The 21,387-nt window shown below is 68.8% G+C and carries 19 protein-coding genes and 2 pseudogenes; 8 read left to right on the top strand and 13 right to left on the bottom strand.

What is annotated here, in order from left to right:
- Positions 1-125 precede the first annotated feature (125 nt).
- A pseudogene (locus ACTWP6_RS26785) lies at positions 126-475 on the top strand (HNH endonuclease signature motif containing protein); the annotation flags it as partial.
- A 40-nt stretch (positions 476-515) separates the two neighbouring features.
- Here the strand turns inward: ACTWP6_RS26785 and ACTWP6_RS26790 are convergent.
- From ACTWP6_RS26790 to ACTWP6_RS26810, 5 genes are read right to left on the bottom strand one after another with little or no spacing between them, the layout of a single operon-like run.
- Entirely contained in the window at positions 516-1,067 is a 552-nt protein-coding gene (locus tag ACTWP6_RS26790) for a pentapeptide repeat-containing protein (RefSeq protein WP_260757516.1), read from the bottom strand.
- Positions 1,067-1,633 carry a GTP-binding protein gene (locus tag ACTWP6_RS26795; protein ID WP_443189295.1) on the bottom strand — a complete coding sequence of 189 codons (567 nt, stop codon included), beginning with the start codon at positions 1,631-1,633 and terminating at the stop codon, positions 1,067-1,069. The genes ACTWP6_RS26790 and ACTWP6_RS26795 overlap by 1 nt, the downstream gene beginning before the upstream one ends.
- Positions 1,614-1,991 (bottom strand): DUF742 domain-containing protein, encoded by a 378-nt coding sequence (locus tag ACTWP6_RS26800; protein ID WP_443189312.1) that lies wholly within the window; start codon positions 1,989-1,991, stop codon positions 1,614-1,616. Before ACTWP6_RS26800 ends, ACTWP6_RS26795 begins: the two co-directional genes overlap by 20 nt.
- Before the next feature lie 7 nt (positions 1,992-1,998).
- A complete protein-coding gene (locus tag ACTWP6_RS26805; protein ID WP_443189296.1) occupies positions 1,999-2,388 on the bottom strand; it encodes a roadblock/LC7 domain-containing protein in 390 nt (129 codons plus the stop codon).
- On the bottom strand, positions 2,385-4,736 hold the full coding sequence (locus ACTWP6_RS26810) for an ATP-binding protein (RefSeq protein WP_443189297.1): 2,352 nt from the start codon (positions 4,734-4,736) through the stop codon (positions 2,385-2,387). The genes ACTWP6_RS26805 and ACTWP6_RS26810 overlap by 4 nt, the downstream gene beginning before the upstream one ends.
- Before the next feature lie 313 nt (positions 4,737-5,049).
- Here ACTWP6_RS26810 and ACTWP6_RS26815 point away from each other — a divergent pair, with 313 nt between their 5' ends.
- Positions 5,050-5,202, top strand: a complete 153-nt coding sequence (locus tag ACTWP6_RS26815) for a hypothetical protein (RefSeq protein ID WP_260757510.1) — start codon at positions 5,050-5,052, stop codon at positions 5,200-5,202.
- A gap of 73 nt (positions 5,203-5,275) precedes the next feature.
- On the opposite strand, the gene ACTWP6_RS26820 is transcribed toward ACTWP6_RS26815, so the two are convergent.
- Complete coding sequence (locus tag ACTWP6_RS26820; protein ID WP_443189298.1) at positions 5,276-5,881, bottom strand: class I SAM-dependent methyltransferase; 606 nt, start codon at positions 5,879-5,881, stop codon at positions 5,276-5,278.
- 17 nt (positions 5,882-5,898) lie between these two features.
- Between ACTWP6_RS26820 and ACTWP6_RS26825 the strand changes: the two genes are divergently transcribed.
- On the top strand, positions 5,899-6,363 hold the full coding sequence (locus tag ACTWP6_RS26825; RefSeq protein ID WP_443189299.1) for a tRNA (cytidine(34)-2'-O)-methyltransferase: 465 nt from the start codon (positions 5,899-5,901) through the stop codon (positions 6,361-6,363).
- Between the two features lie 5 nt (positions 6,364-6,368).
- On the opposite strand, the gene ACTWP6_RS26830 is transcribed toward ACTWP6_RS26825, so the two are convergent.
- From ACTWP6_RS26830 to ACTWP6_RS26845, 4 genes are all read right to left on the bottom strand, one after another.
- Positions 6,369-7,010 carry a nitroreductase family protein gene (locus tag ACTWP6_RS26830; RefSeq protein ID WP_443189300.1) on the bottom strand — a complete coding sequence of 214 codons (642 nt, stop codon included), beginning with the start codon at positions 7,008-7,010 and terminating at the stop codon, positions 6,369-6,371.
- 105 nt (positions 7,011-7,115) lie between these two features.
- The gene (locus tag ACTWP6_RS26835) at positions 7,116-10,409 is read right to left on the bottom strand and encodes an error-prone DNA polymerase (protein ID WP_443189301.1); all 3,294 of its coding nucleotides are present in this window, start codon (positions 10,407-10,409) and stop codon (positions 7,116-7,118) included.
- Between the two features lie 32 nt (positions 10,410-10,441).
- The gene (locus ACTWP6_RS26840) at positions 10,442-11,602 is read right to left on the bottom strand and encodes a diguanylate cyclase domain-containing protein (RefSeq protein WP_443189302.1); all 1,161 of its coding nucleotides are present in this window, start codon (positions 11,600-11,602) and stop codon (positions 10,442-10,444) included.
- A 114-nt stretch (positions 11,603-11,716) separates the two neighbouring features.
- On the bottom strand, positions 11,717-12,583 hold the full coding sequence (locus ACTWP6_RS26845) for a MaoC/PaaZ C-terminal domain-containing protein (RefSeq protein WP_443189313.1): 867 nt from the start codon (positions 12,581-12,583) through the stop codon (positions 11,717-11,719).
- A 54-nt stretch (positions 12,584-12,637) separates the two neighbouring features.
- Here ACTWP6_RS26845 and ACTWP6_RS26850 point away from each other — a divergent pair, with 54 nt between their 5' ends.
- Together ACTWP6_RS26850 and ACTWP6_RS26855 are read left to right on the top strand one after the other, a co-directional pair.
- Complete coding sequence (locus ACTWP6_RS26850) at positions 12,638-14,572, top strand: SDR family oxidoreductase (RefSeq protein ID WP_443189303.1); 1,935 nt, start codon at positions 12,638-12,640, stop codon at positions 14,570-14,572.
- Complete coding sequence (locus ACTWP6_RS26855; protein ID WP_443189304.1) at positions 14,569-15,618, top strand: nucleoside hydrolase; 1,050 nt, start codon at positions 14,569-14,571, stop codon at positions 15,616-15,618. Before ACTWP6_RS26850 ends, ACTWP6_RS26855 begins: the two co-directional genes overlap by 4 nt.
- A 30-nt stretch (positions 15,619-15,648) precedes the next feature.
- Here ACTWP6_RS26855 and ACTWP6_RS26860 read toward each other — a convergent pair.
- The 3 genes and pseudogenes from ACTWP6_RS26860 to ACTWP6_RS26870 form a co-directional block, all read right to left on the bottom strand.
- Positions 15,649-15,723 (bottom strand): annotated as a pseudogene (locus tag ACTWP6_RS26860) (organic hydroperoxide resistance protein); the annotation flags it as partial.
- A 1-nt stretch (position 15,724) separates the two neighbouring features.
- Complete coding sequence (locus tag ACTWP6_RS26865) at positions 15,725-17,263, bottom strand: DNA polymerase Y family protein (protein WP_443189314.1); 1,539 nt, start codon at positions 17,261-17,263, stop codon at positions 15,725-15,727.
- A gap of 37 nt (positions 17,264-17,300) precedes the next feature.
- Positions 17,301-18,002 carry a hypothetical protein gene (locus tag ACTWP6_RS26870; protein WP_260757500.1) on the bottom strand — a complete coding sequence of 234 codons (702 nt, stop codon included), beginning with the start codon at positions 18,000-18,002 and terminating at the stop codon, positions 17,301-17,303.
- Between the two features lie 166 nt (positions 18,003-18,168).
- On the opposite strand from ACTWP6_RS26870, the gene ACTWP6_RS26875 reads away from it, so the two are divergent.
- From ACTWP6_RS26875 to ACTWP6_RS26885, 3 genes are read left to right on the top strand one after another with little or no spacing between them, the layout of a single operon-like run.
- Positions 18,169-19,005, top strand: a complete 837-nt coding sequence (locus ACTWP6_RS26875) for an SDR family NAD(P)-dependent oxidoreductase (RefSeq protein ID WP_443189305.1) — start codon at positions 18,169-18,171, stop codon at positions 19,003-19,005.
- 11 nt (positions 19,006-19,016) lie between these two features.
- Positions 19,017-19,937 (top strand): ferritin-like domain-containing protein, encoded by a 921-nt coding sequence (locus tag ACTWP6_RS26880; RefSeq protein ID WP_443189306.1) that lies wholly within the window; start codon positions 19,017-19,019, stop codon positions 19,935-19,937.
- A gap of 1 nt (position 19,938) precedes the next feature.
- The gene (locus ACTWP6_RS26885) at positions 19,939-21,387 is read left to right on the top strand and encodes a flavin-containing monooxygenase (RefSeq protein ID WP_443189307.1); all 1,449 of its coding nucleotides are present in this window, start codon (positions 19,939-19,941) and stop codon (positions 21,385-21,387) included.

Consider the following 21,387-nt stretch of genomic DNA (forward strand, 5'->3'; position numbering starts at 1 on the left):
GGCCCCTACCGGAGCGCACAGGGAAAAGCTGGGCAGACCAGCGGTTACGTCACGCTCACAAGCCCACCAAACGACAACCAGCCATGGCAGACACATCAATCACTCAAGTCCACGGATCGAGGCTTAGATCACTGCCCGACGGCACCATCACCTGGACCGCACCCACCGGCCACACCTACACCACCCACCCCGGCAGCCGGCTGCTCTACCCCATGCTCTGCCAACCCACCGGCACCCTGTGGACCGGTGACCCACCCCCAGCAAGCACCGCGGCGCCATGATGCCCCGACGGCGAAACACCCGCGCCCACAACCGAACCCGAACCATCACCGCCGAACGCACACACAACCGCCGACGACGCAGATCAGAAAACCCACCCCACCGCACAGACCACCGGCCACCAAGTCCCGGCCCGAGGGAACCGTCCACCCGATGGCACGAACCCGACTACGGCGACGACCCACCACCATTCTGAGCGAGTCGACCCGAAGACAACGGTGCTGCAGCGGTGACGGTCAGCCCGAGATATCAAGACCGTGGGCCGCGGCGAAGGCCAACGCCTGCTCGATGTCGACCTTGGCGCCGCGCAGTTTCGCGGTGGTCCAGAAGGTGGGGTCTACGCGGGCGCCCCGCAGATCCGCATCGTCGAATCGGGCGTTCTGCACCCGCGCACCACCGAGATCGGCCCTCGCCAACACCGCCTGCCGCAGATCGGTCCCCACCAGACTGGTTTCACGCAGCCGGCAGTCCGACAGATCGGTCTTGCGCAGATCCACTCCGGCCAACACGGCGAGCGTGAAGTCCACCTCGACCAGAGTCAGAGGCCGCAACCGACACTCGGTAAAGGTCGAACCGAGAAAACTGCAATGCCGAAACGTGCTGTGCCACAGCGAGGTCCGGCGGAACGTGCAATTGCGGAACGCTGACCCTGTGTGTTCGGAATCGGACAAATCGGCGCCGGTGAAGTCACATTCGGTGAACACCACACGTTCGGTGCGCAGCCTGCTGAGATCCTCGTCGCGAAAAACCTGCCCGTCGAACTCGCGGTCTGCCTCGAGGGCGTCCATCAACCCGTCGCCGCCAAGCGGGTCAACGCATACTCGGTGACGGTGATCAGGGCCGCTTTTGCCGACTCTCGACTTCGGGCGTCCACCGTCATCAGCGGCACGTGATCGGGCAGCGCCAGCGCCGTACGCACCGCCGACAGGGAGTGCTTTGGGGCGTCGTCGAATTCGTTGACCGCCACGAGGAAGGGGAGCTTGCGCGCCTCGAAGAAGTCCACGGCGGCGAAACTGTCGGCCAGCCGGCGAAGATCCACCAACACGATCGCCCCGATCGCACCGCGGATCAGGTCATCCCACATGAACCAGAACCGGCGCTGCCCCGGGGTGCCGAACAGGTACAGCACCAGGTCCTCATCCAGACTGATGCGCCCGAAGTCCATCGCGACGGTGGTGGTCGTCTTGTCCGGCGTGGCCTCCAGCCCGTCTACGCCCTCGGACATGTCGGTCACCAGCGCCTCGGTGCGCAGCGGCACGATCTCCGACACCGCGCCCACGAACGTCGTCTTGCCGGCGCCGAAGCCGCCGGAGACCACGATCTTGGTCGAAGCCCTAGAGCGCCCTGAGGCCACGCAGTGTCCTTCCGATCAGTTCCCGTCGTTCGTCGGCCGTTGCGGCCTCTACCAGGGTGGTGTGTACCCGCGCATAACCCTGCACCACCAGATCCCCCACGAGCACCCGCGCCACGCCGAGCGGAAGTGAGAAATGCGCGGCAATCTCGGCCACCGACGGACGTTCGACACACAAGGCGAGGATCTGACCTCGGATGTCATGAACCGGCCACCGCACCGGCTCCGCCGAAGCTGCCACACCGATCGGCGCCTCCAGCGGTAACTGGACAGAAGAGTCGGTGCGCCCCGCCGTCAACGTGTACGGGCGCACCAGACTGGGCTCGGTGGTCTCGCGTTCCGGTTTGTCGTGCGCTCCCATACGCGGCTCACGGATGCCGCGCGGCACGCCGCGACGCCTGCACCACCGCACCGACCCGTTCCACGAGAATGGCCATCTCGTAGCCGATCTGGCCGATGTCGCAGTTGCGGGTCGCAAGTGTCGCGAGATGGGAACCGTCGCCTACCCGCATCAACAGCAGGTAGCCGTTCTCCATCTCGACAACCGACTGCAGCACGTGCCCACCGTCGAACAGCTGCGCCGCCCCGGTCGACAGGCTCGCCAGACCCGATGCCACCGCCGCCAGCTGATCGGCCCGCTCTGGCGGGATATGCGCGCTGGCCGCCATCCGAAGACCGTCCGCCGAGACGAGGATCGCGTGCGCCACTCCCAGCACGTCGTCGGCGAACTTGGCCACCAACCAGTCCAGCGAAGTCATAGCGAGTCGGTTCCTCCGGATTCCTGCGCCCGTCGACGGCCGGCCTGCACCCCACCGAAGTGATTGCCGATGCTGGCGCGGACCGCTTCCGGATCCCGGGAGACCGATGCTATCGGCTCGCCGTCGGCGTGGCCGGGCACGAAGCGCGCACCCGGCTGCCGGATCGGCAGCCCTTCCGGCGTGTGCTCCTGCACCGGAGCGGACGCTGCGGCTTCGGCCGCCGACCAGCCGTGGTCCCACACGGTCTTCCAGTCCAGATCCGTGCTGTGCGACAGCTCGTGCGGGTCAACCAACCACTCCGAGAGCATCGTCTGATAGATCGCGTCGTCCTCGGAGTCCTCGGGTACCTGCCGGCGCTGCGGGAGCACCTCGGCAACCCGTTCTGCGACGGCCGCAACAACCGGTTCGGGGACGGGCGCGCGAACGGGTTCGGGGACGGGCGCAGGAGCGGGTTCGGGGACAGGTTCGGGTGCGTGACCGGGCTGCACGGGGACGGTGTGGATCAGTAGGCGGGGCGGGATGTACACCCCGGCCGTGGTGCCCGAATCGGCCTGTCCGGCCACGGTGCTGCGTAGCCGGACCACCAACCCGTGCGCGGCGGCGAGCCGGCCGACCACGAACAGCCCCATGTGCCGCGCGGTGTACGGAGTCACTTCGCCACCGGACTCCAACCGGGTGTTGGCCACCCGTAGATCGGCATCGGTCATTCCGAGCCCGGTGTCGCTGACTTCGACCACCAGTCCGCCGTTGCCGGTCGGAACGGCCGACACCTGGACCCGGGTTGTCGGTGGCGAGTAGCGCAGCCCGTTGTCCAGCAGTTCGGCAAGTAGATGCACGAGGTCGCCGGCGACCGTCCCGTCGATCTCGATGTCGGGCAGGTCGGCGGCGGCGACGCGGACGTAGTCCTGAACCTCCGACGCGGCGGCGTTGACGAGAGCGGTGACCGGCACCGAGTCGACCTGCTCGCGGGAGACGTCCGCACCGGCCAGCACCATGAGATTGGAGCCGTTGCGGCGCATCCGCGCCGCGAGATGGTCCAGGCGGAACAGGCTTTCGAGCCGCGCGGGATCCTGCTCGTCGCGCTCGAGCCGGTCGATGAGCGTGAGCTGCTGATCAACCAGCGAGCGGTTACGCCGCGACAACGTCTCGAACATGTCGGTCACCTGCATCTGCAGCCGGGCCTGCTCCCCGGCGAGCATGACGGCCTGCTGGTGCAGTTCGTCGACCGCGTGGGCCACCTGACCCACCTCCTCGGTGGTGTGCACAGGGATCGGCTGGACCGGGAACTCCCTGCCGTCGCTGCGGACATGCTCGACTTCGCGCGCCAGGTCTTCGTGCGCGACCTTCAGCGCACTGTCGCGCAGCGTTCGCAGCGGACGCACCATCGAGCGCGCCACCAAAAACACGAGAAGCAGCGCGAGCAGGATCGTCGCACCGACCACGACGGCATCCCGGATCGCGGCAGTCCGTGCGTCATCGGCCTCACTCGCCACCGTCGCCGGGATGTCGGCGGCGGTCTGCGCAATCACGTCGTCGGCGATGTCGCCCGTGATCGTCTGCGACGCGAGCAGTTCGGGGTTGCCCACCAGCACGGTGGCCGGCTCGGACAACAGCGCCATGCGCTTGACCATCTCCGAGCGCAGCGCCGCCGCCTCGCTCGTCGCGCCGCCGAGGTAGGTGCTGATCGCGGTGACGGTCGCCGGCTCGGTGCCCGCCACGGTGACCATCGCCGACCGCAGCAACGGCTCGGGGAGCTCAGCACCGCGGTTGACCAGCATTCGCTGCATCGCCATCTGGCCCCGCGCGCCGACGGCACGTGACAGCGTGTCGGCCTGGGAGCGCACCCGCGCGTCGTCGGTGTCTACCAGACCCGTGATGGCGGTCTGCGCCGTGATCAGCAGCGGAGCGTAGGTCATCACCCGGGTGCGCAGATCGATGGTGTCGGCATTGATCTCGTCGAGGAGATCCTGTCCGTAATCGATGAGGGTATTGACGGCCAGGCGCACGCTGTCGTCGACCGGGGTGATCTCGAGAAAATGTTGCAGTTCGGCCTTGCCGGCTTCGAAGGCCGTCATCGCCGGGCGCGCGTCGCCGCCTTCGGTCGCGGTGACCATGACGGCCTCGAGATCGCCCATGTAGTCGACGACGGCGGGCACCATGGCGGCGCGCTCGGCCGCGCGCCGAAGGTCTGCGGCATCGGTCGCGCTCGCAAGGATGCGCAACCCACCGAAGACACATGCCAGCACGAGCGGCACGACCACCAAGGCGAGCACTTTCACCCGGACCGGCCAGTTGGACAGCGCCCATCGCCGCGGACGCGCACGAATCACTGATCGAGGGTCGGTCATACGGCTTCCTGATGATGACGGCCTCAGGCCGACGGACCTGCTGGGCCTGGCAATTCGACGAGTATGACAGCCAGGATCGAGGGATTCTACTGTCGGCACTGAACACGCGTGCCTGCAGATTCACCGGTAGTTAGCCAAAACTAGTGCCGGCAAACCCTTTTCGGCGTCGTTCGAGCCCTACTCCACCGAAACGGTAGGTGATCGTTACGTGTTCGAGGCCGCCGATACCGCCGACACGCGAAGAATGGAACATCAAGTGAAGTGAGAACTGCGTCACAATGGGTAATGTTGCATTCACAATCGGAGGTGCGAAATGGTCCGCAACGGCGTGGAGGTGGCCACGCTGGCCGATGCCTCCGAAATCGGTGACTCCCCCTTGATGCGAGCGATGTGCGGCGAAGTGGTCGACGTCGACACCCTCGCCGGCCTGATCTCGATAGCCAGCTACGAAACCTGCCTGGACTGAGGCAGTACCCCAGCCGTAAAACGGCCCTCACATGCGCCGTAAAACGGCCCTCACATGCGCCGTAAAACGGCCCTCACATGCGCCGTAAAACGGCGACGAGAAACCCGGAGCCTTCGTCGAACGGGCGCAGGTCCCAGCTCGACAACAGCAGATCGGGCGTGAGCCCGGCGCGCGCCGCGTCGTCGAAGAACTGCGCGTACTCGTAATCACGGCCGGCGCCGAATCCGATCACCGCCCGGCCGTCGTCGCGCAGATGAGCCCGGAACCTGTCCAGCACCTGCACCCGGGTGCTGGGCGCGAGAAAAGTCATCACGTTGCCCGCCGACACCACGATGTGGAACGGCTCGACGATGCCGCGGGCCGGCAGGTTGAGCTCGGCGAGGTCTCCGACCAGCCACCGCGGTCCGGGATGGTCCTGTTCGGCCGCTTCGATGAGCGCCGGGTCGACGTCGACGCCCACCACCTCATGTCCGGCTGCGGCCAAATAACCGCCCACCCGGCCGGGGCCGCATCCGGCATCGAGGATGTGGGCGCCGCGCGGGACCATCGCATCCACCATGCGCGCTTCGCCGTCGAGGTCGTCACCGGCGCGGGCCATGGCACGGAAACGCTCGATGTACCAACGCGAATGACCGGGGTCGGCCGCAACCTTGCGCATCCAGAGACTCGTTTCGACCATGCTGGCATTATCCCGGTGTGTTCAAGGTGCTGTTCTACTCGCCGCGCATCGCGCCCAACACCGGCAACGCCATCCGGATGGTGGCGGGCACCGGGTGCGAATTACATCTGGTCGAACCGCTCGGCTTCGACCTGTCCGAACCCAAACTGCGGCGGGCCGGGCTGGACTACCACGACCTCGCATCGGTGACCGTGCACGCCGACCTCGACGCAGCGTGGGCCGCGGTGACCCCGGCACGGGTGTTCGCGTTCACCGCGCATGCCACCACCTCGTTCGCCGACATCGCCTACCGCCCCGGCGACGTGCTGATGTTCGGCCCGGAACCGACCGGACTGGATCAGGCCACGCTGGCCGACCCGCACATCACCACCCAGGTGCGGATCCCGATGCTCGCCGGACGGCGGTCGCTGAACCTGTCCAACGCCGCCGCCGTGGCCGTGTACGAAGCGTGGCGCCAGCACGGGTTCGACGGCGCGGTCTGAGACCGCTACCAGGTGTCCCAGTGGGTGACCTGCTCGGCGGGCAGCCGCTTGGCCTTCTTGAAGTCGGTGCCCTTGGTGTAGGCGATCGGGAACAGCCCCGCCTGGCTGTAGTTGTCGAACGGAATCCCGAGAACCTCGGCGGCCTGCCGCTCGCCGTCACCGAGCAGGTGCAGCGTCGTCCACGCCGAGCCCAGGCCGCGCGAGCGCAGGGCCAGCATGAAACTCCACACCGCGGGCAGCAACGAGCCCCAGTAGCCTGCGCTGGCTCCCGACACCGCGTCCTGCGGTTTGCCTTCCAGGACCGGGATCAACATGACCGGGGCCTTGTCGAGGTGCTCGTTGAGGTACCTCGCCGAATCCTCCACGCGCGGCCGCTGTTCGTCGCGCATGTCGCCCTGCAAGGGCTTCGGGGCGTTCAGGTACGGCGTAGCGTTGGTCCGGTAGATCTCGGCGAGCGCCTTCTTCTTCTCCGGGTCCTCGACGAACACCCACTGCCAGCCCTGGTTGTTGGAACCGGTCGGCGCCTGCAGGGCGATGTCCAGGCATTCCATCAGCACCTCGCGCGGCACCGGCCTGTCGAAATCCAGCCGCTTGCGCACCGAACGGGTGGTGGTCAGAACTTCGTCGGCGGAGAGATTGAGCGTCATTGCGCCGAGCCTACCGTTCCCGTTTCCATTTCCGCCGAAATTGCATTCCACGCCGTCGTTTCGCGAAAAAGGCCGCGTGGAATGCGATTTCGGCGGAGTGGTTACCTAGCGGAAGTCGCGGGACTTCGAGGCCACCCGCAGGCTGAGCTTGCCCATCCGGTCGGCCACCACGGTGACGGCGCCGGTCGCGTTCTGCACGATACCGCGGACCACCAGCGCCGACGCGGTCTGGGCCAGTTTGCGGTGCCGCGCCCAAACCCCTTGCGAGCACATCACATTGACCATCCCCGTCTCGTCTTCGAGGTTCATGAACGTCACGCCCTGGGCGGTGGCGGGACGCTGCCGGTGGGTGACCGCCCCGGCCACCAGCACCCGGGTGCCGTCGGGCACCGCCAGCAGCTGATCGGCCGGGACCACCCCCATCGCCTCCAGATCCTCGCGGAGGAACTCCGTCGGATAGCGATCCGGCGACACCCCGGTGGCCCACACGTCCGCGGCGGTCAGCTCCAGCGCGGACATGCCCGGCAGCGACGGCACGTGCGACGCCGACCCGACCCCGGGCAGCCGGTCCGGACGTTCGGTGGCCGCCGCACCCGCGGCCCACAGGCCTTCGCGCCGGGTGATCCCGAAGCAGCCCAGCGCACCCGCGGTGGCCAGCGCCTCGGCCTGCGGCACCGACAGCTGCACCCGCCGGGTCAGATCGGTCAGAGAAGTGAAGGGCCCGCGTGCTTTCCGCTCCTCGACGACCTTCTGGGCCAGCTCGTCACCGATGTGGCGCACACTGCCCAGCCCCAGCCGGACGTCCAGCCCGTGGTTCTCCAGTGTGGCGTGCGCGAGGCTCGCGTTCACATCGGGCCCGTGCACGACGACGCCGTGCCGGCGTGCGTCGGCCACCAGGGTCTGCGGTGAGTAGAAACCCATCGGCTGTGCGCGCAGCAGCGCCGCGCAGAACGCCGCGGGATGATGCAGCTTGAACCACGACGAGTAGAACACCAGCGACGCGAAGCTCAGCGAATGACTTTCCGGGAAACCGAAATTGGCGAACGCCTCCAGCTTCTCGTAGATCCGCTGGGCCACCTCGCCGGTGATGCCGTGCTTGGCGGCCATGCCGTCGAAGAAGCGCCCACGCAGCCGGCGCATCTTCTCCGTCGACCGTTTGGAACCCATCGCCCGGCGCAGCTGGTCGGCCTCGGCCGGGGAGAACCCGGCGCAGTCGACCGCCAACTGCATCAACTGCTCCTGGAACAGCGGCACGCCCAACGTCTTTCGCAGAGCAGACTCCATCGACGGATGGTCGTAGGTGACCGCCTCCTGCCCGTTGCGCCGCTTGATGTACGGGTGCACCGAACCACCCTGAATCGGCCCGGGCCGGATCAGCGCCACCTCGACCACCAGGTCATAGAACATCCGCGGCTTGAGCCGCGGCAGCGTGGCCATCTGGGCCCGCGACTCGACCTGGAACACCCCGACCGAGTCCGCACGCTGCAGCATCTCGTAGACGGCCGGCTCGGACAGGTCCAGCTTGGCCAGATCGACCTCGATACCCTTGTGCTCGGCGACCAGGTCGATGGCGTAGTGCAGCGCCGAGAGCATACCGAGGCCCAGCAGGTCGAATTTCACCAAACCGATTGCCGCACAATCGTCTTTGTCCCACTGCAGAACGCTGCGGTTCTCCATCCGCGCCCACTCGACCGGGCACACGTCGGCAATCGGGCGGTCGCAGATCACCATGCCGCCGGAGTGGATGCCCATGTGCCTTGGCAGGTTGGAGATCTGCTTGGCCAGATCGATCACCGGCTCGGGGATGTCCTCAACATGCGCTGCGTCCGCCAAATTGCCCCACTGGCTGAACTGCTTGCTCCACGCGTCCTGCTGACCCTGCGAGAACCCGAGTGCGCGGGCCATGTCCCGCACCGCGCTGCGACCGCGGTAGGTGATCACATTGGCCACCTGCGCGGCATACTCGCGCCCGTAGCGTTGATAGACGTACTGGATGGCGTTCTCGCGCAGGTCGGATTCGATGTCGATGTCGATGTCGGGTGGTCCGTCCCGGGCCGGGGACAGGAAGCGTTCGAACAGCAGGTCGTTGGCGATCGGGTCGACGTTGGTGACCTTGAGCGCATAGCAGACCGCGGAGTTGGCCGCCGATCCGCGACCCTGGGACAGGATGTCGTTCTCCCGGCAGAACCGGGTGATGTCGTGCACCACCAGGAAGTAGCCGGGAAAGTTCAGCTGCTCGATGACCGCCAGCTCGCGCTCGATCTGCGCGTACGCCCGGGGGGCCCGCTCCGGCGGGCCGTAGCGCTCACGGGCGCCCTGCATCACCAGATGCCGCAACCAACTGTTCTCGGTGTGCCCGGCCGGCACATCGAACGGCGGCAGCTGCGGGGCGATCAACGCCAGACCGAACGCGCACTGCTCGCCGAGCTCGGCGGCCGCCGTCACCACCTCGGGGCAGTGGGCGAACATCCGCGCCATCTCCTCACCGGAGCGCAGGTGCGAACCACCGAGGGGCGCAAGGTAGCCCGCCGCCTCGTCAATGGAGTGGCGAGCCCGGATCGCTCCCATCGCCATCGCGAGCCGGCCCCGCGAAGGTTCGGCGAAGTGGGCGGCGGTGGTGGCGACGACACCCACGCCGAACCGGGGAGCCAGCGCGGCCAGCGCCGCGTTGCGTTCGTCGTCGAGCGGGTGACCGTGGTGGGTGAGCTCGACGGTGACCCGGCCGGCACCGAACCGGTCGACCAGATCGGCGAGCGCGGCCTCGGCCGCCTCCGGCCCGCCGACGGCAAGCGCCCGGCGCACGTGCCCTTTGCGGCACCCGGTGAGGATCTGCCAGTGTCCTCCCGCGGCTTCGGTGAGCGCGTCGTAGTCGTAGCGCAGCACCCCTTTCTCCCCACCGGCCAGATGCGCCGCGGCCAGCTGTCGCGACAACCGCCGGTACCCCTCCGGCCCGCGCGCCAGCACCAGCAGGTGCGGGCCCGGCGGGTCCGGGACGTCGGTGCGGGTGCCCCCGCCCAGCGACAGCTCGGCGCCGAACACGGTGGCCACGTCGAGTTCCCTGGCCGCCTCGGCGAACCGCACCACGCCGTAGAGCCCGTCGTGGTCGGTCAGCGCGATGGCCCGCAGATCCAGCCGGGCCGCCTCCTCGACGAGTTCCTCGGGCGTGCTGGCACCGTCGAGAAAGCTGTAGGCGGAGTGGGCGTGCAGTTCGGCGTAGGGCAGCGAGGCGCCGGGCCGGGCCAGCTCGGGCGCTTCGTACTGTCCCCGTTTGCGCGACCAGGCCGGGCTGTCGCCACCGTCGCCGATCTGGGCGTCGATAGGCCAGCCGGCGCGGCGCGGCTTGCCGTCCAGCACGCGCTGCATCTCGCCCCAACTCGGCGGTCCGGTATGCCAACCCACCCGGCCAGTGTATCGAACAGACGTTCGACAGGTCAGGCGGTCTTGCCGTCGAACCCGTCGCCGTCGCCGTTGCCGTCGCCCTCTTCGAGGTTGGGGCGCAGCACGTAGCGGACCTGGTTACCGCCGGCCATCCGGGCCTGCTCGATCGCCTGGGTGGCGATCCCGATCAGCTTGTCGAGGACCTCGTCGGGTGGTTCGGCGGCCAAGGGCGGCAACGGGGTGCAGACCACGCCGATGCTGGCCGTCAGCCGCTGCGGGGTGGCCGCGATCGCACCGCGGATGCGCTCCACCAGAGGGGACGCGTCGGCGGTGGTGAAGGTGTCGGCGATCAGGAAGTCGTCGTCGGAGACGTGCGCGACGATCGCGTTGTGCCGCACGGTCTCGCGCAGCGCCTGCCCGACCGTGACCCGCGCCCGGTTGCCGCCGCCCGAGCCCGACAACCCGAGCAGCAGCGAGAAGCTGTCGATGTTGACCGCGACGACCACCAGGTATTTGTCGTCGCTGCGGCTGCGCGACGCCAGCAGCGTGGCCACCGAGCTGTAGAACGCGTCGCGGTGCAGCAGACCGGTCAGCTGCTCGATGTCACCGTGATGGGCGTCGGGCTGCAGCAACTTGATCACCGCGCGGCAGGAGAACGCGACGAACACATTGAGCAGCACCACCACCAGCACCGCGCAGACCGCGACCGCCAGGTCGATCGACGCCTCCCGCACGAACAGCACCGCGAGCACCGCCGCGGCGACCGACCAGGTCACCACGAGCAACCGGGGGGCGTGGAAACACACCACGAAGACCGTGAGCACCACATAGGTCGCGGCGCCGAGGAATCCCACGAGCGGACTGGCCACGATCACCGCGGCCGTGCCGATCGCCACCGACCCGAGAACCACGCAGGTCAGGGACAGCGCTCTGGAGGGCCATCGGTCACGCAGCCACACCGCCGCCATCGCCAACGAGGCCACCGCGATCGCGATCGCGATGATCCGCAGGTGCAGACCTTGCGGTCCCAACCGGCTGGCGGTCATGCCCAGGGGAAGCAGCCCCAACACCGCGATGCACAGCGCGACGACCCGGCACGTGACGGTCTGCAGCCCGCGCGCGGCGAGCACCGCAGTAAACCAGTAGTACTGATCGGAGCGCCACAGCGCAGGACCTATTGCGGCGGCGGACGAACTCCGCAAACCGTCAAACATCCGCTCACCCCCGTCGCAAGCGTCCAAGGTCCAGCACATCAGCCCCGCCCTGCGCGAAGGCTACCAGCCCAGCAAATCAATTTCCCAGCGTTTGCCACTACCGTCGAAGCGGGCTCAGGCGGTGAACTCCACCTCTCCGTCCTCGAGTACCGGCCGCGGATCGGATCCGTCCGGACCGGCCGCTTCGGTGCGGTACACCGCCCGGCCCTCGCCGACGCGCCAGATCGACGTCGTCAGCGCGTCCCCGGGGAAGACCGGTGAGGTGAACCGCGCCGCGATCGCGGTGATCTTCGACGCGTCACCACCGCCGAGTTCGGCGACGAGCGCGCGGCCGGCCACACCGTAGGTACACAGCCCGTGCAGGATCGGTTTCGGGAATCCGGCCAGGGCGGCGAACCACGGATCGCTGTGCAGCGGGTTGCGGTCACCGGAGAGCCGGTAGATCAGCGCCTGGTCCTGCCGGGTGGGCAGCGCGACCCGGGCGTCGGGTTCGCGCTCGGGGATCTCGGGCGCCGGCGGGCGCCGGCCGGGCCGGCCACCGAAGCCGCCCTCGCCGCGGATCACCAGCGTGGTCAACGTCTCAGCGACGGCCTGACCCGTGTCCGGGTCGCTGCCGGTCGCCTTGAGCATCACGACGGCGTTCTTGCCCTCACCCTTGTCCTGGATGTCGGCCACCTCGCAGACCACGCTGAGCCTGCCGGCCGCGGGCAGCGGTGTGAACACCCGGATGCTCTGCGATCCGTGCAGCAACCGGCTGAAGTCGAACGAGCCGATCTTCGCGGCGGCCGCGAACGGCGAGCATGCGATCACCGCATAGGTCGGAAGCACCTGCTGCTCGATGTCGTGGCTGTTCTCGGTGGTGAACGCCAGGTCGTCGACACCCGCTCCGACACCGAGGGCGTACAGCAGCGTGTCCCGGTCGGTCCAGGTGAACGGTTGCGGTGGCGTCGTCGCGCCGATGGCGTCGGGATCGAGCGGCATGGCCAGAGAGTAGCCGGTGTTGACGTCGCGACAGTCGGGGGTGAGCATGTCTGGATGCGCTATGTCGTTACCGGCGGTACCGGGTTTATCGGCAGCCGGCTGGTGAGCCGACTACTCGAAGAAAGCGACACCGACGCGGTGCACGTGCTGGTGCGCCGAGACTCGCTGGGCCGGTTCGAACGTCTGGCGCGGCGGTGGGACGACCGGGTCCGACCCCTGGTCGACGCCCCGGCGGCCGAGCTGGGTCCTGTCGACCACGTCGTGCACTGCACGCCGATCCCCGATGGCACCGGCGCGGTGGTCGCGCTGGCCCGGCGGCTGGATGCGACGCTGCATCACGTGTCGTCGACCGCGGTGGCCGGCGATTTCCGCGGCACGTTCACCGAGGACGACTTCGACGTCGGCCAGGACCTGCCGGCGCCCGGTCACCGGGCCGCGTTCGAAGCCGAGCTGCTGGTGCGCTCGGCCGAGGGACTGCGGTTCCGCGTGTACCGGCCCGGGGTGGTGGTCGGCGATTCCCGCACCGGCGAGACCGACAGGGCCGACGGGCCGTACCGCGTCTTCGGGATCCTGTCGGCGCTCGCCGCACTTCCGAAGTTCACGCCGGTGGTGCTGCCCGACGCCGGTCGCACCAACATCGTGCCGGTCGATTTCGTCGTCGACGCGCTCGTCGCGCTGATGCGTCTCGACGGGCGCGACGGCCAGACCTTCCACCTGACGGCGCCGGCGACGACGAGTCTGCGCGGGATCTATCGCGGCGTCGCTCCGGCGGCGGGCCTTCCGCCGCTGGTCGGGTCGCTGCCCCGGGCGGCCACCGCACCGTTGCGGCATGTGAGCGGACCGGCGAAGGTCCTGCGCGACATGGCCGCCACCCAACTCGGCATTCCCGTCGCGGTGCTGGATCCCGTCGAGCCGGTGGCGACGTTCACCTCCGAACACACCGACGAGGCACTGCGCGGGAGCGGGATCACCGTGCCGGCGTTCGCGACGTACGCCCCGCAGCTGTGGCGGTACTGGGCGCAGCACCTCAACCCCGACCGGGCCCGCCGGGACGATCCGGCCGGGCCGTTGATCGGCAGGCATGTGATCATCACCGGCGCCTCGAGCGGGATCGGCCGTGCTTCGGCGATCGCGGTGGCCGCGCGTGGCGCGACGGTGTTCGTGTTGGCGCGCGACGCCGAGGCGCTCGACGAGCTGGTCGCCGAGATCCGCGCCACCGGCGGCGACGCGCACGCGTTCACCTGTGACATCACCGACTCCGCGGCCGTCGAGCACACCATCAAGGACATCCTCGGCAGGTTCGGACATGTCGACTACCTGGTCAACAACGCGGGCCGCTCGATCCGACGTTCGGTCATGGCGTCCACCGACCGTCTGCACGACTATGAACGGGTGATGGCGGTCAACTACTTCGGAGCGGTGCGCATGGTGCTGGCGCTGCTGCCGCACTGGCAGCAACGGCGGTTCGGCCATGTCGTCAACGTCTCCAGCGCCGGCGCGCAGGCCCACAACCCCCGGTACAGCGCGTACATTCCGTCCAAGGCAGCGCTCGATGCGTTCGCCGACGTGGTGGGGACCGAGACGCTCTCGGACCACATCACGTTCACCAACATCCACATGCCGCTGGTGAAGACACCGATGATCGCGCCGTCGGGCCGGCTCAACCCGGCGCCGGCCATCTCCGCCGAGCACGCCGCCGCGATGGTGGTGCGGGCGCTGGTGGACAAGCCGACGCGGATCGACACCCCGATCGGCACCCTGGCCGACATCGGGAGGTACTTCACCCCGAAGCTGTCCCGGCGCGTGCTACACCAGCTGTATCTCGGCTTTCCGGACTCCGCTGCGGCACGCGGCATCTCGCAGGACCCCGCACACCCGAGACGGTCACCGGTTCGCAGACCCAAGCGGCCGAGCCGGCCGGTGCCGGCGTTGCGAATACCCCGCCCGGTCAAGCGGGCCGCCCGACTGATGCCCGGCCTGCACTGGTGAACGGGACACGCCGCCCGGTCTTCGTCGACGTCGACACCGGGGTCGACGACGCGATGGCACTGGTGTATCTGTTCGCCAGCCCCGAGGCCGAAGTCGTCGGGATCGCCTCCACCGCGGGGAACGTCGGGGTGGACGCCGTGTGCCGCAACAATCTGGCGTTGCTCGAGCTGTGCGGGGTCACCGGCGTGCCGGTGTCGCGGGGATCGGAGGTGCCGTTGGTGGCGCCGCTGCGCACCGCCGAGGACACACACGGACCCCAGGGCCTCGGGTATGCGCAGATGCCTTCTCCGACAAGAGGACTCACCGACCATGACGCTGCCGAAGCCTGGGTGCGCGCCGCCCGCGCCCACCCGGGCGAGCTGATCGGCATCGCGACCGGACCGCTGACCAACCTGGCGCTGGCGCTGCGCGCCGAACCCGCGCTGCCGCGACTGCTGGGCCGGCTGGTGATCATGGGCGGCGCGTTCGACTACCGGGGCAACACCACCCCGGTGGCCGAGTGGAACGTCAGCGTCGACCCGGAGTCGGCGGCCGAGGTGTTCGCGGCGTGGAACGGCGCAGGGGCCGAGCACCTTCCGATCGTGTTGGGACTCAACCTGACCGAGCACGCCGCGATGACCCCGCAGTTGTTGAGCCGCTTGGCCGAGGCCGCCGGGTCGACGTCAACCCCGATGTCGGTGAGTGATCCCCGTGGCACCGCGTCGACGGCCTCCAATCCGCTGATCCGGGTGCTCGAAGACGCGATGCGGTTCTACTTCGAGTTCCATCACGACCAGGGCGAGGGGTACCTCGCGCACCTGCACGACCCGCTGGCCGCCGCCGTCGCGCTGGACACCGCGCTGGTGTCCTACCGGCCCGCACCGGTGGACGTCGAGCTGACGGGCACGCTCACGCGCGGCATGACGATCGCGGACTGGAGCCACCACTGGGGCCGGGAACCCAACGCACTCATCGGCGTCGACGTCGATCCGGCGGCCTTCTTCGACCGGTTCATCGCGCGGGTGGGTGGGTTCGCGGCGCGGTTGGACGGTGTCAGTCGTCGGTGACCCGGTGTGGGTCGTCGGTGACCTTTGGTGTCAGTCGTCGGTGACGACGAGCCTGACGTCGATGTTGCCGCGGGTGGCGTTGGAATACGGGCAGACCTGGGCCTTGCTACTCGTACACTCCTTCCAGGTACCACCGGCGTTGCCGGTAACACAGCAGCAGCGCCTGCGCCGGGTCGGCGTCGAGCAGCACCTGCACCCTCGCGGTCCTGCCGGCCTTGGCCGAGGCCGGATCCCACCACCGCTCGTCGACCGGCCAGGGGCCCGCCCACCACGACAACCGGCCGGAGCGCCCCGGCGCGTTCAGTCGCACCGGAGCCGTGGAGAACAACCCGCGACCGGTGACCCCCACCGCGTTGTCCTGGGCGTCGAACAGTTCGACAGGGTCGTCGAGCAGCACCGTCGGCGACGGCTCGGGTAACCGGCCGGGCCACGGCTGGTTCGGATCCGACTGCGGCACAAGCTCATCGCCGAGCGGGGTGAAGGTGATGCGCTCGGCCGGCCCGCGGCCACCGCTGAGCACCGGCACCTTGACCGCCTCGGGACCGAGCAACCCCTGTACCCGCACCAGCGCCCGTCGGGCCCGCAGCCTGTCCTCCTCTCCGACACCTCCCCACAGCGGCAGTTGCAGCGCCTCGGCCGACACCACCTCCACCGGCCGCAGCCGCAGCACCGTGATCGGCGCCGTGGGCCGGTCCTGCGGGTTGCGGCGATTCAGCCATCCGTCGAGTTGCCAGCGCACCCGGTCAGCGGTGGCGTCCTCGGTCAGCGGCTCCGCGCAGCGCCAGACGCGTTCGAGCTCCTGCCCCGCGGCGGTCACGGCGTGGATAGCCAACCGGGTGCATCCCACGCCCGCGGCCTCCAGGCTGCGGTGCAGTTCGCCGGCCAGCGACCGCCCGGCGAACGCGGCCGCGTCGACCCGGTCGATCGGCGGCTCGCAGTTCATCACCGCGTCGAGTTCGGCCTCGGGCTCCCGCCCCGACGGTCCGCGGGCGGGCTCCCCGCGCGCGATGCGGTGCGCCGCGACCGCGTCGGCGCCGAACCGGGAGGCCACATCGCTGCGCGACAGTCCGGCGAACTGACCGATGGTCCGTATTCCCATGCGCCACAACAGGTCTGTCAGATCCTCGCGCGGGGCAGGCGCGAGGCTCGGCTCGGTGGCCAGCTGCCGGATGGACAGCCCGGACAGGAACGCCGCGTCCTCCCCCGCGCCGATGATCCGCCCCGCCCGGGCGGCGAAGACCGCGGTGGGCAGCTGGTCGGCGACCCCGACCTGACATTCGGCGCCCGCTGCGGCCACCGCGTCGACCAACCGCTCGGCGGCGGTCTGCTCGGATCCGAAGTACCGGGCCGCACCGCGCACCGACAACGCCAGCAGGCCCGGCCGCAACACCTCCGCCCGGGGCACGAGGTCGTCCACGGCGGCCGTGACGTTCTCGAAGTGCCTGGCATCCCGGGCCGGATCGGCGGTGACGACGTGCAACTCCGGGCACCGGGCCTGCGACTCCCGGCGCCGCAACCCCCGGCGCACCCCCACCGCGCGTGCCGCCGCCGAGCAGGCGATGACCCGGTTGGCCAGGGTGACCGCGATCGGCACGGTCGGGGACAGACCGGCGGCCGCTGCGGCGGCGACGGCGGGCCAGTCCATGCACCAGAGCGCCAACACCCTGGACGCACTCACCGCTTCACCCACCCACGGCGCGCGCCGGACGGCCGACGAACCGGCCCCGGGCACGCATCGACAGCCGCACCCGGCTGATCCGTCCGCACCCCGGGGTGGGCACCCCGTCCTCCTGCCCTCCCGCGATCTCGTACCCGCTGACCCTGGCCTCCAGCCGCGCGGAGGCCCCCTGCCAGTCACCATCGGTGACCAGCAGCGTGCACCCCCGCTGACGGGCCCGGGCCACCACCGCCCTGGCCCTGCTCGGGGGCACTCGCCGGCCGCCCAGCCCGAGCACCACCAGATCCATCCCGTCCATCAGCACCGCGGCCACCTCGACCGGATCGGCCCCCGGCTCCGGGATGACCGCGATCCTGCTCAGGTCGGCCCCCATCTCCACCGCCGCCAGCAGTCCGACGTCGGGCTGACCGATGATCGCCACATGGCCGCCCTCGGCGGTCACCGCCGCAACCATCCGAAGTTGCAACGATCTGGCCCCCGACAGGACCGCCACCGTGCCGCGTGGCAACGATTCGGGAAGCACTTCAGCCAGCGATTCGGACCTCGGCAGCAAAGAATCCGGAGCGGGTGACAGCGCCGGGTCGGGCGTCGCCATCCGGCGCGAGCCGCCCACCTTGCCCGACACCGACGCCATCTGCTTGCGGAGCTGTTCCACCTGCTCAGCACGGGTGACGGCGCACCGGGTCCGGCTCTTTGGCGTCGTCACAACAGCACCTTTCACCCCATCCGAACCATCCACTGTTCGAAACTTTGTTCGATGTGGCCAGTAAACACCCGCCCACCGACAAGCGTCAACATGACCGGAAGCGCCATCGCTGCCATTTAAAAATATGACATTGACAAATGTCACCATTGGGAGTTGTATCCGTGTCGTGCTCTCGACGGCTCTCTTCGGAGCGAAGCGAACACACCGCGCCGATGCGGTGATCACCGGCGCGGGAAGCGGGATCGGCGCCGCGTTCGCCGCCGAACTCGCGCGCCGCGGCGGCCGGGTGGTGTGCAGCGACGTCGACGTCGAGGCAGCCCGGCAGACCGCCGTAGCCATCACCGCAGACGGCGGCCAGGCCAAGCCGGCACCATGCGACGTCACCGATATCGGCCAGGTGTACAGCCTTGCCGAGGAGGCGCAATCGTGGTTCGGCGGACCCCCGACCCTGGTGATCAACAACGCGGGCGTCGGCGCAGGCGGGGCCTTCATCGGTGACACCGACCTCGACGACTGGACCTGGGTGCTGAACGTCAACCTGTGGGGCCCCATCCACGGCTGCCACGTGTTCGCCCCGATCCTGCGTGATGCCGGCCGTCCCGCCGGCATCATCAACGTCGCCTCCGCGGCGGCGTTCGGCGCCGCCCCCGGCATGGCGGCCTACAACGTCAGCAAGGCCGGCACACTGTCGCTGTCGGAGACCCTGGCCGCCGAACTCGCCGGAACCGGGGTGAACGTCACGGTGCTGTGCCCGACGTTCGTCAAGACCAGCATCGTGGCGTCGGGCCGGATCTCCACCGAGACCAGCCGATTCGCCGAGCAGTTGATGCGGTGGACCGGATTCTCGGCCGCCCGCGTCGCCCGCAGCGCGCTGGACACCCTCGACCGGGGCGGCCTGTATTGCATGCCCCAGCCGGAGGCCCGAATCGGCTGGGGCGTCAAACGTCTCACCCCTACCGTATTCACCCGAGCCGCCGGTATAGCCGCCCGTCTCACCACCTGAAGAGGACTCTCATGGCCATGGATATGGATTCGATGCTGGCGAAGATCAAGGACAGGCAGTGGGCCCTGGCCGACATCGACTGGGACGCTCCGGGGGCCGAGAAGATCACCGACGAACAGCGCCCGAAGCTCAAGGCGTTCATGGCCGACCTGTGCTGGATCGAGAACATCGGGGCACGGGGTTTCGCCGCGCTGGCCAAGAAGGCACCGACCCCGACGATCGCCGAGATCTACCGCTATTTCCACGCCGAGGAGCAGCGGCACGCCAATGTCGAACTCGCGCTGATGAAACGGTGGGGCATGCTTGACGACGGGGAAATGCCCGAACCGAACGTCAACATCCGGCTGGCGATGGACTGGCTGGACACCTACGCCGACGGCATGTCGTTGTCGATCCTGGGCACCGTGATCCCGATGCTGGAGGTGGCACTGGACGGCGCACTGCTGAAGTTCCTGCTCGAGGAGGTCGACGATCCTGTCTGCCACCAGGTGTTCGAGAAGATCAACAACGACGAATCCCGGCACATCGCCGTCGATTTCGAGGTTCTGAACATGATCGGCCACGCCGACGCCCGTCGCCTGGCCATCGAATTCGTGGGTAATGTCGCCACCCCCGGCCTGATCATCGGCGCGGTCATGTACATCCCGCTGCTCAACCGCATCCGCAATGAGATCGTCGGTATGGGGTTGGAGCCAGAGCGGCTGTACAACGCGGTCAAGCGATTCCAGACCCTGGGTGAACGTGGGGAATTCACGTCCAGGGTGCCCACCTACCGGGTGCTTCGCCGGCACGCCGCGATGGTCGTCAAACCGCGCCACCCGTATCACCTGCTGGCCAACACGATGGTCCGACTGTCCGACCTGTATCCCCGGGCTCTGCTCAAGCCGATCCCGAGCTGGTTCACAGAACTCACCCACGAGCCGGCCGCCTGACATGATTCACGACACCCTGATCGTCGGCGCTGGATTCACCGGGCTGGGCACCGCCATCAAGCTTCGGCAGGCCGGCGTCGAGGACATCGTCATCGTCGAGCGCGGACACCGGGTCGGCGGAACCTGGCGCGACAACACCTATCCCGGTGTGGCGTGCGACATCCCGTCGCTGCTGTACTCGTTCTCCTTCGTCAAGAACCCGTCATGGTCACGGGCGTACCCGTCGGGGGCGGAGATCCTCCGGCACATCGAGGACATGGCCGACCAGCACGGCCTGACCCCGCTGATCCGGTTCGGCACCGAGGTCACCGGCCTGAAGTTCGACGAGCAGACCGGCGTGTGGACCGTGAGCACCAAGCGGCGCAAGCGGTTCCAGGCCCGGACGGTGGTGCTGGCCTCAAGACCGTTGGCGGACCACAGCTTCCCCGAGATCCGCGGCATCGACACCTACCGCGGCCGCAAGATCCACAGCGCATCGTGGGACCACGACTACGACTTCGCCGGCAAGCGTGTCGCGGTGATCGGCACCGGCGCGAGCGCGGTGCAGATCGTTCCGGAGCTGGTCAAGACGGCCGCCTTCGTCAAGGTCTTTCAGCGCACCCCGGGCTGGGTGCTGCCGCGCCTGGATCTCCCGATGCCCACGGCGGTGCAGACGCTGTTCGCGAAAGTCCCTGCCGCCCAGGAGATCGCCCGCCAGGCCCTGTACTGGGGGCATGAGGCGAGCGCGGCGGCGCTGGTGTGGAACACCCCGATGAGCGGTCTGGTCGCCCGGTTGGGCAAAGCCCATCTGCGTCAACAGGTCAGGGACCCGTGGATGCGTCGCCAGCTCACCCCCGACTTCACCCCGGGCTGCAAGCGGATGCTGATCTCCAGCGACTACTACCCTGCGCTTCAGCGTGACAACTGCAAGCTGATCGACTGGCCGATCGCCACGTTGAGCCCCGCGGGAATCCGCACCAGCGACGGCGTCGAGCACCATCTCGACGCGATCGTCTTCGCCACCGGCTACGACGTCCATCTGTCCGGCCCCCCGTTTCCGGTGACGGGCCTGGGCGGCCGGTCGCTGCAGCAGGACTGGGCCGACCACGCCGAGGCCTACAAAAGCGCCAGCGCGCACGGCTATCCGAACCTGTACTTCATGACCGGGCCGAACTCCGGTCCGGGACACAACTCGCTGCTGGTCTACGTCGAAGGCCAGATCGCCTACGCGGTCGACGCGATCACCACGATCCTGAACCGGAACCTGCGCTATCTCGATGTGCGAGCCGACGTCCAGCGGCGCTACAACGAGCGCATCCAGCGGCGGCTGGCCAAGACCACCTGGATGTCGGGCTGCCAGAGCTGGTATCTGACCGCCGACGGATTCAACGCCTCGATGTACCCGGGGTTCGCGACGCAGTATCGTCGACAGATGCAGTTCCGCGCCGAGGATTACACCGCGGTGGCCTGA

It is taken from the genome of Mycobacterium sp. 4D054, assembly GCF_052245755.1.
Classification (GTDB): Bacteria; Actinomycetota; Actinomycetes; order Mycobacteriales; family Mycobacteriaceae; genus Mycobacterium.